The sequence below is a fragment of the Lactobacillus sp. MRS-253-APC-2B genome (assembly GCF_012843675.1).
In the GTDB taxonomy this organism is placed as follows: domain Bacteria; phylum Bacillota; class Bacilli; order Lactobacillales; family Lactobacillaceae; genus Limosilactobacillus; species Limosilactobacillus pulli.
In genome coordinates this window covers 1-13716 of the sequence record NZ_JABAFO010000028.1, presented here as the reverse complement: position 1 = coordinate 13716, position 13716 = coordinate 1, and the positions used below count along the sequence as shown (strand labels likewise).

The following is a 13716-nucleotide window of genomic DNA, read 5'->3' as shown; positions in this document are numbered from 1 at the left end:
CTGGCGCACACCAATCGAGATCTTCCTGCTTAATTTACGTCATTAAATTCGTTCAAGTTATTTCTTGCAATCTGCCATAAAATAAAATCCTGGTGAGTGCACACAAATTTGCTTGTCATTCTTTAGGGCCAAAACTTGCAAACGTTATAAAAATACAGCAAAATGGAACATAGCATAAAAACGATGACGAAGAAGGAACCAGTTTATGAGTACGACGACGCAAAATTCGGCCAGTCAGAGACGACGGGTCCACTACGTTTTTAATAATCAAGAAGTGCCACGGCTGACGATTCGCCAGCTGTTTGATACTCGTCGCTTTAGTCGCTTGACGGCGGTTACCGGTGAGTTGGACGCCGACTTTTTCAACCAGCATCTCAGCGACCTCATTCAAGTAGAGATTGCTTTAGGTGCTCAAGAACAGGTTACGCCCCAGACGGCTGACGAGGCAGCAACAAAGGGAGCCTTAACCACGGCTTTGCTGGCAGCGGCCAACAAGCAGCCGGCCCGTTTGTTTGAGGCACTTAGCGGCCAGAATCAACTGAACGTCTTAAATGGCTTGTTTACGGTTGAGCAGGCTCCAGTCCAAGAGGTTCACTCGCGCTTTTATCTGCTCAGTGATGATGCTGATACACAAACACGCGTAATTTTGGGCAGTGTCAATTTGACCGCGGCGTCTTTTGATGAGCAGCATAATCAGCTCGAAGAAGTCATGGTCTTTGACAATAGTCCATTATACGCTAATTTGATGCAGCGGTTTAAAAACGATATCAAGCCGGTCTTAAAAAACTATTTTTCAACCGAGCTGCTCAGTGCCGCCCAAAAGCAATTGGACGCAATGAAAAAAGATCAAAAAGCGGGCAAAGATGTCGGTAACGTGATTATCTTGGGTAATGAAACGACCGATCAAATCGCAATTGCCGATATGACTGATTTAATCTCACATGACGTGCAGCAGCAGATTGATCGTGGCATCGTCAGGCCAGAAATTGCCAAGGCCATGCGAGACATTACAACTGATCGAGCCTTGGTAAAAGATGAGCTGGAACGTTCGATTCATCAACAGGATGCCATCTTTAACCTGCAAAAGGACTCGGTCTCGCCGCGAGCCGCCAAGCCAACGCTCAAGACGCGTGAGAAAATCTACAAGCAGGTGCGGCAGACCTTGTTGACGGACATGACGCCGCAAGAGCGCTCAGCTGAAAAGAAATACACCACGTTTTTGTATGATCGGCCAATGGAGCGCAACCTAGCCAACGATAACAGCGGCCTTTACGTACCAAACGACGCCGGGACCTATCCAATTCCTTTCGGCAGGCTGGCTACTATCAGTGAGATTCGCGATGGTTTAAAGAGCATTGATGCCGTTATGCAGGGCTATGCCAAGTATGTGGTCGACTACACGCCTGATTATGGTCGACGTTTTTATGAGGCGATTTTGTACAGCTTTACGGCACCATTTTTATGGGAGATTCGCTCCAAAGCCAGTCTGAATCCAGAAGACGGTAATGACGTTCCCAACTTTTTGGTGTTAGGCGCCACGGCAGGCTCAGGCAAGTCAACGCTGCTTAGAATCATCAATCAGCTGACCTGGAATACGGATCGCTCACTGATTGATTTTGGTACGATCTATCCAACCGAGACGCCGCAAAAAAAGCTTAAAACGGTTCAGGCTTTAGAGCACTATATGAAGACCGGCAGTACCTACCCAGTCTTGGTCGATGAAATCGAGCCTTACTTCTTCCAACAGGATCAATACAGTCGCCATCTGATCGTTGACATCATGAATGATCTGGTAAATCATCCACATGCTGTCGCGCCATTGATTGGTACGACCAATTACGACTCGGGCTTCACCATGCTGAGAGAAACGGCGCGCCGGACCTACTATCTGCAGATTGATAAGGTGATTGACGAGGCGCAAAAAGGAGAGGCCAATAAATACATCTACAACGTCCGGCAGACGCTAAACAACACGCTTTTTAAGGATTTTGTCGTACGCATGGCCACCTTGCTCAGCGATGACGAGACGCCATGGCGAACGTTTGATAAGCAGACGGGGCGGCTGGACTTTTTGGCCAACACGCGTCGTATCTTTAAAGAGTATTACGAGATGGCGGATCTGCCGGTACCGGACTTTTTTGCTGAAGCCATCTGCGACGATTTTCGCGAAAGCGCCCGCAGCCGTTGGGCCAAGCTCTATCTTACGCAGACTGAGGACTTTAAGCGCTATGCTGATAAACACAGTCTGCTGTTTGATATTTCCAAACTCAATACCTTTAATGGCTTCAGTGCCGACAGTATTGAAGAGTATCGTAATGCGCTGCCGGTTGAGATCTGTGTTGATGGTATCAACGGCAAGCGTGGCAAGTTTATGGAGATTAAAGAAGACGCCTTCTTTAAGTGGATTGGCGAACCAAATCCGTATACGCGGGATACTGAATCAAGTGCTGATGAAACGGCTGCTGAATCAGAAACTGATCGCCTAGCAGCCGCTCAGCCGCCAAAGAAAAAGAAGGGCTTTTGGGCGCGGCTGTTTGGCTAGCTGACCAATCGATTTGTGATCGATCTGGGTTGAATTCATTGCTCGAAAGGGTTTACAATACATTCTAGAGATAGTTTAATCAAACAATTAACTCAAGGAAGGTATGGCAGATGCGTTTCAATCGAGAATTTTACAAAGACATCTTCTTTTGGGGTGGGGTTTTGATCTTCTTATCAGCGATTCTGTATCGTGGCAGCTGGTCAACATGGTTCGGTTATCTGGACGTCTTTTTAATCGTGTTTGGCCTTGCTTTGGCCGCCATGACGATGTTTACCCGAACCAGACAGTCAAAATAAATAAGAAGGATTTTAGCTGCATGGCTAAAATCCTTTTTTGGTCTGATAATAATTAAAAAGCCCTCTGCAGAGCTGCAGGGGACTGATTAGTCTTGTTTGGCCTCAACCGTACGAACGCGATTTTTAGGCTGACGCTTGGCATGGAACTTTTCCAAAACAGGAACGACCATGCGTTGATACCAGTGACGGCTCGTTAGCCAGCGATGGAAGCGTGGCGAGAGCTTGGACAGGGCAAACAGGGCCAGCAGGAAAAATGGTACCTGTGGGATTACGGGCAGTGCCAACCCGATGATGCCACCGACAAAACCGGTCAGTGCAAGCATTCCCCAGCCAATTTTCTCCAAAACGATCAGCATGCGGTCATCTCCTTTTAAATGCGACTTGATTTTGTTGGCAAAATTATAGCACGTTCGGCTGAAAAGCGCATTGAAAACGAATCGGCCTTGAGCTTTTTTAAAGCTTTGATCAACTAGCGGTGCGTTATAATTAGGCTAGTTTGATGATAAGGGATGATGGTAATGCTGAATAAAAAGCAACTGGTGATCAAGATAGTTTTAAAACGGTTATGGTACCTGGTTTTTGGCATTATCGTAATTGCGATGGCCGTGCAGCTTTATTTATTGAAGGGAACGCCCAGCCAGCCCTTGAACATGCATCGGCTGCGCTCCGATGTCAGCTATACCGATACGCCAACGCTTTTGATTCCGGGGCAAGGCGGTAATACAATTACGTTTGATACCTTTATCAAACGGGCACAGAATCAAAATATCGCGCAAAGTGCCATGGTCGTGCGCGTTTCGCCAACTGGTCAGGTACGGGTTAAAGGCAGTCTTAAGGGTAAGAAGAATCCCATTATTCAAATCCTGTACGATTGGAACTATAATGTTTCGTTTAAGCCGGAGATGCACCAGCTGACCCAGGTTTTGATCGTGCTGAACCGGCAGTATCACGTCAAAAAGCTTAATATCGTTGCTCACTCGTATGGCGGGACCGAGTTTTTGCATGCCTATCTTGGTAATGCCAAGCTGCAAAAAAAGCTCAGTTTTCAAAAGATTGTCCTGCTGGGCGTACCGGTGGAAGAAAGTTTTGGCGTTAATACCAAATATACGGCCTGGCTGTTTAAAAAGTCCCGCGATGCTGAATTCAAGAAATTGTTGCGCCAGGTTAAAAAAGCTCAGTTTTCAAAAGATGAGGCGATCTATAATATCATGGGCAAGGAAGCCGATCAAAAAACGGACGGTGAGGTTCCTAATATTCAATCGCAAATGATGGCAACGCTGTTTAAAAATACATCGGTTAAATACGTGCAGCGCTGGTATCCCAAGACGTCGCATCGTCAGCTGCACGAAAAAAAGGCCATTTTGAAATATGTCATGCAGATTCTGTGGGGAAAATGACTATAAAAAAAGAGAGTGTTAAAAGCGGCACTCTCTTTTTATGTTTATTTTTGGTTGAAATGACAGTATTTATGCTGAAAGTCGGCAATTGCATCGTATTCTTGCTGCAGGTCGCTGCTAAGCTGAACGTAAATCGGTACCAGCGACTGATAAATGTCGTAGGTGTCAGGATTTGGCTGACAGGTCGCGGCCTTTTGCAAATGTTCTTTGATGACGTCGATTTTTTTGATCATGCCCAGACTCTTCATGCCCATCACTACTGCGGCCAGTGTCCGGCTGTCTTGTTCTTGGGGAATGGCAACGGGACTTTGGAAGACATCGGCTAAAATCTGGCGCCACAGACCAAAGCGGGCAAAGTTGCCAGTGGCCATGATCTGCTTGGGTTCACCAACGACGGTTTCTAACGTTAAGCTGATAGCATATAGTTCGTAGACGGTTCCCTCCAAAACGGCACGTGCCATGTGAGCCCGCGTATGATGTGGCGTCAGCCCAAAAAACGAGCCGCGGGCATTGGCATTCCACATTGGCGCCCGTTCACCATTTAAGAATGGGTGGAAGATCAAACCATCAGAGCCGGCAGGAATCGTTTTGGCAATCTTGGCCACAACATCCAGGCTTTCTTCATGCATCATGCTGGCCAGTTGCTTTTCTGGAGCAAACAGTTTGTCACCAGCCCAGCTGAAGACGGTGTTGCCGGCATTGATTGGCCCACCAACGACCCAGTGATCTTCGTCTAGAGCATAGCAGAACAGGCGGCCTTCAATGTCAAAACGCGGTTGATCAGTAATAACCCGCACGGCCCCTGAGGTGTCGCCAATCGTAATGGCCGTGGTTCCTTGATCCAAAGCACCAACGCCCAGATTATCCATGGGTCCGTCTGCCGCACCTAAAATAAACGGCGTATCCATTGGCAAGCCAATCTTAGCGGCAATCTGACTGCGTAGACCGCGGACCTGCTCGTATGGACTAGTCAGCTGTGGCAGTTGATCACGCGAGATGCCGATCAGTTTAAGCGTTTCTTCATCCCAGTCCAACTCTTTAAGGTTGAGCAGACCTGACGCACTTGCCGATGAGATGTCGGTTTTCAAAACACCGAACAGTCGCCAGAACACATAATCCTTGATGCCCAGCCAACAGGTAGTCCGCTCAAAGATTTCCGGATGCTCATTTTTAAGCCATAGCAGCTTGTAAGGCAAAGACATCGGGTGCGTTGGCGTCCCGGTACGCTGATAGATTTTTAGTCCTTCACCGTTTTGCCTCATTTTGGCGGCATATTTAGCTGCCCGGTTGTCGCCCCACGTCAAAACGCGTGTCAGGGGCTTATTGACACGGTTTAATCCAATCAAACTGTGCATCATGCTGGAAAATGAAACACCGCGTAGTGTCCCGTTGCTTAGGTCTGCTTTTAAAACGACGTCATGCAGCGTGTCAACGACCGTCTCAAAAATCTCGTCTGGATCTTCTTCCAGCATTTCCGGTTCATCCCGGAACAGTTGATGCATTCGTGATGAGCTGGCCAGCGCATGGAAGTCCTGGTCATATAAAACTGCTTTAGTACAAGTGGTGCCGATGTTTACCCCGATCAAGTAGTCCATTTGATCCCCTCATTTCTAATTTCTAGTACAAGTATAAAAAAAGGCGGGCAGTCGTTCAAGCATTTGAATGGATTTTGTGAATTTAATCACTATAATCTGGAGCCATCAAAAATGTTAAAATGAACAAAAACAAACAGAAGGTGACGAAATGAAAAAAGAACATGGCCAGGTTACGGGTATCATCTGGAGGACACCAGCAGAAATGGCTGCTTATCAAAAGCTGCAAGAGTATGCCTCAGATCACCGACTGACCGTCTCGGCCGCGGCCAAGCAGCTGGTAATGCAGGGCTTGCGTTGCATTGTTAATCAAGCAGAAAAATGATTTGAGATTTTTTCCCAAAAGGACTTGCAGAATTAAAAAAATGCAACTATTATAATAGCTGTATTAAAATTTAATGAGATTCATTAATAATTTGTTTCTAAGAATGAATAGGAGTGATCGGAATGGTTCAATTTTCAAAACGGGTTCCAGCAGATGGTACGGACGCAGTTGGGGCAATTCTGGCAGCGGCGGCTGATCCATCAGTAATTTCATTTGCCGGGGGCCTGCCAGCGCCAGAACTGTTCCCCGTCGCAGAAATGAAAAAAGCGGTCGATACGGTTTTTGACGAACACGGCCGCGAAGCCATGCAATATGGTGCATCGCGCGGGGTAACGGAACTGCGCGAACTGATTACCAAGCGGGTTAAGGAACGTGAAGGTATTGATTCAAAGGTAGAAAACGTTATGGTAACGACTGGTTCTGAACAAGTGCTGGACCTGGTCGGCAAGGCCTTTATTGATGAAGGCGATGAAGTGCTGGTGGAAGACCCAACCTACCTTTGTGCGCTGGATGTCTACCGTTCCTATGGTGCCAAGTTTGTCTCTGTCGCACAAGACGATGAGGGCCTGCGTGTCGACGCCTTGGAAGAAGCCTTGAAGAACCACCCAAAGGCCAAGCTGCTCTACACGGTTTCCAACTTCCAAAACCCAACTGGTAAGACGATGCCGGCTGATCGGCGCAAGAAGGTGGCTGAGTTGGCTGCCAAATACGACGTGATGGTTCTGGAAGACAACCCATACGGTGACATTCGTTTTGAAGGTGAGCATGTACCAGCCATCAAGTCATTTGATACGACCAACCATGTTCTGTACATGAGTACGTTCTCTAAGATTTTGGCACCTGGCTTCCGGCTGGGCTGGGTTCTGGGTGATCCAAAAGTCATTGACAAGCTGACGGTGCTCAAGCAGTCTACTGACCTGCACACCGACCAGCTGGCACAATGGGCAGTTGTTGAATTCTTTGCTCAAAACGACATCAACAAGCATGTTGATCAAATCAGTGCCCTGTATGGCAAGCGCAAGAACCTGATGATCGAAGGGATGAAGAAGTACTTCCCAGCAGGCGTTAAGTACACGAATCCAGAAGGTGGGATGTTCCTGTGGGTTAAGGTTCCTGGTGTCAAGGACACGGTTGAACTGTTTAAGAAGTGCCTGAAGGAAAAGGTTGCCTTTGTGCCTGGTGATCCATTCTTTGCCGGTGAGCCAGAACCAGGTACGTTCCGCTTGAACTACTCCAACATGGATGAAGAAAAGATCGAAGAAGGTCTGAAGCGCTTGGGCAAGGCTTTAACCGACGCCGTTAATGAAGGTAAGTAATGCGAACGATATTGAGTATGTTTCATTGATTTTTTCAGCCAACATTTATAATTAATGAAATACGGACCGTCAGCTAAACAGCTGGTGGTCTTTTTTATGTTTTAGACAAACGTTTGCAATGCGATAATGAAAAGACTTTGCTGCGATGGATAGGATAATAATTCTTATAAAAAGGCAGGCTGTTTATTGACGACTTAAACAAAACTTCAAAGAAAATTATATTATTATGTTATTTATATTTAAAATGGTTATAAATAAGACTTATAGCCTTACATTCACTATATATATCCTAATTCGACCGATTGTAACTTTTAGTGAAAGTGATTATATTGAATAAATAATGCTATATTTGTTTATCAACTATAATTTATAAGTTTTAATTGGGGGGGATGACTATGCTGCGCCGGCATTCGATTTTGTTTTTTCAACTGGCGATTCTTTTGGTAATCATTGCATCCTTGGTTTTGATTGTTTGGTCCTCACTTTACCAGACTAACATGATGATTGCCATTGCGATCATGATTGTTTTGGGCGTATTGGTCGGAATGATGGTACCAAGTATTTTGATCAGTTGGCTGATTATCGCACTGACGACGCTGGGCAGTGCGATTTTACTGCTGGGCTACGTGGTGGTGGCCGCACCAATCAAGCTGGCATTGCTGTTTACGTTTCCGGTGATCGCCTCGGTTACGTTAGTTGCCAGGGAAATGATCACCGGTTGGGGCTGGTTGGATAAAAACCGCAGTGAGATTCAGTCATACGCAGCCCATTACGATCCCGTCACCAAACTTTTAACGCGCCATAATGCGGTTAAGCAGTATGAAAAATGCATGGTCTATATCCATGATCGTGATGAGGTCAATCTGAGGATCAACGTCACGACGATTCACTGGACACACAGCACCCAGTTTCAGCAGTTTCATGAACAAGAATATAACCAGATACTCCAAAAGATTGCCCGTGTCTTGAAGGTTGACCGCTTGCCATCTGAGATGCTCTATTATTTGGGCAATGCTACGTTTATGATCATTTCACATGAACTCTCAGACAAGGTCTTAAAACAGCTCAATGATCAGACCAAAAATCTATTGGGCGCGATTGAGATTAATGATGCACCAGCTCAGTATAAATGGGGTACACAAAAGATTGATCGTAAAAACGTTGAGCACTTTATGACCTTTGAAAAAATCAATCGGCATCTGCAGCGGGAAATGGAGACCGACATCGTGACAGAGTACTTAAAAGGGGAACATGATCGATGATTAAGACGTTTTTTTTGCTAGCAACGGTAATTACGGTGCTGTTTTTGCTGGCCGTGATCATTTTGTTTATCTGCAACTGGGTGATCTACTATCATATCGAGGAGATGGAAACGCATGGCCCGATTAAAAAGGAACTGACGCATGTGACAGCCGATATTTTAAAACTGCCGCCCAAAAAAGTAATTGGGCAGCGACTGAAGGAACTGGGGGTGAAATCAGAAAATGATCAGTGAGGTAATGATGGTCATCACGCTGGTTTCAATCTGGCTTTCGCTGTTAATGTCAATCATCACGCTGAGTGGGGCGACGGGATTTTGGCTCAAGCACAGTCGGATTCGCGCTGATGTTTTGCCACTGGAGCGCTATCCCAAGATCACCCTGGTGGTGCCGGCTCATAATGAAGAAATCGTGATTGCACAAACGGCCAAGGCAATTTTGGAGCTCAACTACCCACAGGACAAAGTTGAGCTATTGTTATATGCGGACAATTGTACCGACAATACGCTCAATGAGATGCAGCAGCTGGTAACGCAGCCACGCTATTTTGGCCGCAACGTCAAGGTGATCAACCGCCATGGCACAGGCGGTAAAGCAGGGGTTTTAAATGATGCCCTCAAGATTGCACATGGTGAGTACATCGGGGTCTATGATGCTGATGCCATTCCGGAACGCAATGCTTTGTATTTCTTGGTGCAAAAGGCCTTGGAAGATCCAAAACGCTACGTGGCCGTATTTGGTCGTAACAAAACGCGCAATGCGCAGCAGAATTTTTTAACGCGCTGTATCAATCAAGAAATCGTCGTGACCCAGCGGATTCAGCATTGCGGTATCTGGCATATGTTTAAGATTGGGCGGATTCCGGGAACCAATTTCATTATTCAAACTGCCTTTGTCAAGTCGATCGGTGGTTGGCGCAATGGGGCGTTGACTGAAGATACCGACATCTCGTTTAAGATCATGCAACAAAACCGTTTGATTGCTTTGGCCTATAACTCTGAGGCGTTTCAACAAGAACCCGAAACCGTCCACGACTACTACTTTCAACGACTGCGCTGGGCCAAGGGCAACTACCAAGTGGTAATCCATAACTTTAGGCACTTGTTTGATCGCAGCAATTGGCGAGTTAAATTAGAAACATTTTATTATTCGTGTACGTTCTTTTGGTTTAATGCGGCAATTGTCTTATCGGACGTGATCTTTTTTGCCAATGTCGTTACGCTTTTGCTGCGATTTTTAATTCCGGATCTGACAGTGCCGTTTACGTTTGGTGAAAGCAATATTTTGATTGCTCAACTGTTGTTATTCAACTGGCTGTTGATGATCAACTTATATGTGCTGCAGATCAGCATTGCCATGTCTACACAGTTTGGCCAGGCCACGACCAGTCAGCTCTGGTTGGCTTTGGCATCGTATTTTACTTACTCGCAGCTGTTTATCATTGTCTCGATTCACGCGGTCATCTCGGTTACTTTAGACGCCATGTTTCATCGTAACGGCAACGTCTGGGTTAAGACCAAGCGTTTTGATGACTGATGTGGTAGTCGTTGATAAATGATTAGGAGATTGCAATGAAACTCAATAAATATACCTGGATCTTTGTCGGGCTGATTGCGGCCGTCTATCTGGGAATCTTGATCTGGGTGCGACTGACCAACCCAGTCTATCTGCAGAAGAATATGTATCAGACTTGGGAAAACAGCTATGTCATGCATCCTAAATCTGATCAGTCGTTTGTTAATACTAGTAAAAACAACGATCATCAAAATCCGGTTGCTTTATCTGAATCGCAAGGCTATGGCATGCTGATTACGGTGCGAGCAGCACAAAAAGGCTGGGCCAATCAAAAAGATTTTGATCGTTTCGTCAACTACTGGTTAGCGCATCGTGACTATGTTGGCGACCAACGTCAAACTGAGACCTACCTGATGTCTTGGCGACAATATTACAACCGGCATCATCAATGGGTTAACGATATCAACAGTGCTACGGATGGTGACGTCTATATCGCGATGGCCCTGGCCCTGGCTGCCAAACAATGGCCCAAAGATGCAACTTACTATCGCAGCCTGGCCAAGAACTTGAGTGATGATATTCTGTCTTATGAGTACAATCCGCAGACCGGCGCCTTAACAGTTGGCGATTGGGTAACCAGAGACTCAAAATACTGGCAATTGATGCGAACCTCAGACGTGATGCCCGACATATTCATGACTTTAGCTAAATTGACAGGTGATTCACGCTGGCGAACGGTTAACAATACGATGCTGGATCGCTTGGTGGATTTAAGTCGGCTTCATCATACCGGACTGGTGCCGGATTTTGCCTGGATCACGCGCGACGCGGCTAAACCGGTCAAGCCAAACGCGATCTCGACCAAATACGATGGCGACTACAGCGCTAATGCCTGCCGGGTGCCAATGATGTTGGCAACGTCAAACAATCCTAAAGCACGCAAGGTTTTGAAAAAGATGCTGCGCTTTTTTAGTCATCAGCAATATATTACGGCTGGCTACTCATTAAGCGGCAAACGGCTGGTCAAGTATCAGTCCGCCAGTTTTTCGGCACCAATCTTTTTTGCGGTCAGTCATCATCGTGGCGAGGGGTACGATAATTTATTTGACAGTCAAAAGTATATTTTTAGCAAGCCACTGACGCACAAAAATTATTATGATGCCACCTTAACCGTGATGGCGGCTTTGGAAGGACTGAATTAAGATGAAAATAATGACGGTTATTGGTACGCGGCCGGAAGGAATCAAGATGGCACCAGTGATCAAGCAGCTGGCTAGTGATCCGACAATTGAATCGGTAGTCGTGACAACCGGACAGCACCGTGAAATGCTGCAGACGGTTTTTGATGTATTTGACTTTCAGCCAGATTATGACCTTAAGATTATGGCACCCAACCAGACGTTGACGCAAATTACCAGCAAGGTTTTGTTGGGGATGGAAGCCGTTTTGAAAAAGGAAAGTCCAGATCTGATACTGGTACATGGCGATACCAGCACAACAATGGCTGCCAGTTTGAGTGCTTTTTATCATCAGATTCCAATTGGTCACGTTGAAGCCGGCCTTAGAACCTGGGATAAGTACTCGCCTTTTCCAGAAGAAATGAATCGTCAACTGACCGATGACATGGCGGATCTGTATTTTGCACCTACCAAACTCAGTCAAGATAATCTGTTAAAGGAGCATCACTCGGCCGATCAGATTTTCATTACCGGCAATACCGCGATCGATGCGCTTAAATATACGGTTTCAAGTAACTACCATCATGACGTATTGGCGGAAGTCTCACCAGATTCACGGATCATTTTGTTGACGATGCATCGCCGGGAAAATCAAGGTGCTCCAATGCAGCGAGTCTTTGAAACCATAAAAAAAGAAGTTGAAAAACATCCTGACATTGAGGTTGTTTATCCCGTGCATCTCAGTCCAAGGGTACGGCAGATGGCTAAGCAGGTCTTTGCAGACGAACCACGCGTCCATCTGATCGCGCCACTGGATGTTGTTGATTTTCATAATCTGGCGGCCCGCAGTTATCTGATTATGACTGATTCGGGTGGTGTTCAAGAAGAAGCACCATCTTTAAACAAGCCGGTTTTGGTTCTGCGGGATGAAACCGAGCGTCCAGAAGGCGTTACGGCCGGTACATTGCGGCTGGTTGGTACCGACCCTAAAAAAGTTGGCCAAGCAATGGAAGAGCTGCTAGATGATACAGCCATCTATCAAAAAATGGCCCAGGCACCCAATCCATACGGTGATGGTCGTGCTGCTGAGCGTATCGTTTCGATCTGTAAAAAATACTTAGGATCATTAGTTACCAACAACTAGAGTAGTCAAACGGTGATTTATAAGCGTTTAAACTGCCAGCCACTGTGCTGAAGCATTATTATCTATAACGCAATTAAGAGGTCGAGTTAATTCTCGGTCTCTTTTTTACTCAGCGACTAGATAAGTATCAAAATCTGCACTAAACTAAGCTGGGTTTAATTTTAGAAAACAGGGAGTAGTGGAGTATTGAAGACTTATCGCATACAGAGCCTGGTATTGGTCTTGATTGCCTTTGCTCTAGGCTTTAGTGAATTTATTATCGTCGGGGTCCTGCCTGATATTGCCAAAACGTTTAATGAACCGGTCACCGTGGTAGGACTTTTGGTGACAATCTTTGCTTTGGTCTATGCATTCAGCACGCCATTGATCACAATGATGATTGGGACGCGCAGCTTGTTGAAAGTCGAGACATGGCTATGGCTTGTGTTTATTTTAGGCAACGTTATGGTGATGGCAGCACCGAATTATCTGATTCTGGTGGCAGCCCGCGTTATTACTGCCATCGTTTCAGGCGTTATCATCTCAATTGCGACGACATTTGCCAACAGTCTGGCACCGCTGGAAAAAAGAGCGGGTTTGATTGCCTGGATCTTTTCGGGCTTTTCGATTGCCTCGGTATTTGGCGTTCCAGTTGGTACCTGGATCTCAATGCATTTTGGCTGGCGGACCACGTTTGGCGTGATTGTTGCCGTCAGTTTAGTGATCTTGTTTTTAATGCGCGGCAGTTTGCCAATTGATCTCAGACAAGGAAAAGCCCAGAATTTCAGCGATCAATTTCGGATTTTTGGTGATCGCAGAATTTATGTGGGAATGCTATTGCCAATGTTTAACCTGGCAGCTACCTATACTTTTTACACCTATTTGCGGCCGATGCTGGCGGGACCATTGCATTTTGGTACCGGTGCAATCACGATGCTGCTGTTTATCTATGGGCTGATGTCGTTGTTTAGCAATCAGTTCTCAGGCCGGCTGGTGGAATTAGGTGGGCTGCATAAAATGCCGCTGGTTTATTTGCTTCAGTTTATCGGTTTGGCACTGCTATAATTTTAGGCGAGAGGACACCCGAACTTGTTCAGGTGATGAATCGCCCCGACAAAGCACCGAAAAGGTGCTTTTTATTTGGCTTTCGTTTCCTATGGTTGTATAATTTAG

General features: G+C 46.1%; 13 protein-coding genes. 11 read left to right on the top strand and 2 right to left on the bottom strand.

Annotation, left to right across the window (positions count from 1 at the left end; genetic code table 11):
* The first annotated feature begins 205 nt into the window (after window positions 1-205).
* Both HF864_RS08990 and HF864_RS08985 read left to right on the top strand, forming a co-directional pair.
* Window positions 206-2542, top strand: a complete 2337-nt coding sequence (locus HF864_RS08990) for an ATP-binding protein (protein WP_169462650.1) — start codon at window positions 206-208, stop codon at window positions 2540-2542.
* A 110-nt stretch (window positions 2543-2652) separates the two neighbouring features.
* Window positions 2653-2838: a hypothetical protein gene (locus HF864_RS08985; protein ID WP_128513304.1), complete on the top strand. Its 186-nt coding sequence runs from the start codon at window positions 2653-2655 to the stop codon at window positions 2836-2838.
* An 86-nt stretch (window positions 2839-2924) separates the two neighbouring features.
* Here HF864_RS08985 and HF864_RS08980 read toward each other — a convergent pair whose 3' ends face one another.
* Window positions 2925-3194: a DUF454 family protein gene (locus tag HF864_RS08980; protein WP_128513303.1), complete on the bottom strand. Its 270-nt coding sequence runs from the start codon at window positions 3192-3194 to the stop codon at window positions 2925-2927.
* 162 nt (window positions 3195-3356) lie between these two features.
* Here HF864_RS08980 and HF864_RS08975 point away from each other — a divergent pair, with 162 nt between their 5' ends.
* The gene (locus HF864_RS08975) at window positions 3357-4235 is read left to right on the top strand and encodes an alpha/beta hydrolase (RefSeq protein ID WP_205882351.1); all 879 of its coding nucleotides are present in this window, start codon (window positions 3357-3359) and stop codon (window positions 4233-4235) included.
* 44 nt (window positions 4236-4279) lie between these two features.
* Here HF864_RS08975 and HF864_RS08970 read toward each other — a convergent pair whose 3' ends face one another.
* Window positions 4280-5830, bottom strand: a complete 1551-nt coding sequence (locus tag HF864_RS08970; protein ID WP_169462649.1) for an FGGY family carbohydrate kinase — start codon at window positions 5828-5830, stop codon at window positions 4280-4282.
* A 148-nt stretch (window positions 5831-5978) separates the two neighbouring features.
* Here HF864_RS08970 and HF864_RS08965 point away from each other — a divergent pair, with 148 nt between their 5' ends.
* The 8 genes from HF864_RS08965 (at window position 5979) to HF864_RS08930 (ending at window position 13608) form a co-directional block, all read left to right on the top strand.
* Window positions 5979-6152 carry a hypothetical protein gene (locus HF864_RS08965; protein ID WP_169462648.1) on the top strand — a complete coding sequence of 58 codons (174 nt, stop codon included), beginning with the start codon at window positions 5979-5981 and terminating at the stop codon, window positions 6150-6152.
* 116 nt (window positions 6153-6268) lie between these two features.
* Complete coding sequence (locus HF864_RS08960) at window positions 6269-7468, top strand: PLP-dependent aminotransferase family protein (RefSeq protein WP_169462652.1); 1200 nt, start codon at window positions 6269-6271, stop codon at window positions 7466-7468.
* 395 nt (window positions 7469-7863) lie between these two features.
* Window positions 7864-8730: a hypothetical protein gene (locus HF864_RS08955; protein WP_169462647.1), complete on the top strand. Its 867-nt coding sequence runs from the start codon at window positions 7864-7866 to the stop codon at window positions 8728-8730.
* A complete protein-coding gene (locus tag HF864_RS08950; RefSeq protein ID WP_169462643.1) occupies window positions 8727-8963 on the top strand; it encodes a hypothetical protein in 237 nt (78 codons plus the stop codon). The genes HF864_RS08955 and HF864_RS08950 overlap by 4 nt, the downstream gene beginning before the upstream one ends.
* Window positions 8953-10263, top strand: a complete 1311-nt coding sequence (locus HF864_RS08945; protein ID WP_205882349.1) for a glycosyltransferase — start codon at window positions 8953-8955, stop codon at window positions 10261-10263. Before HF864_RS08950 ends, HF864_RS08945 begins: the two co-directional genes overlap by 11 nt.
* A gap of 35 nt (window positions 10264-10298) precedes the next feature.
* The gene (locus HF864_RS08940) at window positions 10299-11444 is read left to right on the top strand and encodes a glycosyl hydrolase family 8 (RefSeq protein WP_169462646.1); all 1146 of its coding nucleotides are present in this window, start codon (window positions 10299-10301) and stop codon (window positions 11442-11444) included.
* Window position 11445: 1 nt separating this feature from the next.
* Entirely contained in the window at window positions 11446-12564 is a 1119-nt protein-coding gene (gene wecB, locus HF864_RS08935) for a UDP-N-acetylglucosamine 2-epimerase (non-hydrolyzing) (RefSeq protein WP_169462645.1), read from the top strand.
* A gap of 186 nt (window positions 12565-12750) precedes the next feature.
* Window positions 12751-13608 (top strand): MFS transporter, encoded by an 858-nt coding sequence (locus HF864_RS08930; RefSeq protein WP_169462644.1) that lies wholly within the window; start codon window positions 12751-12753, stop codon window positions 13606-13608.
* Window positions 13609-13716: the final 108 nt, after the last annotated feature.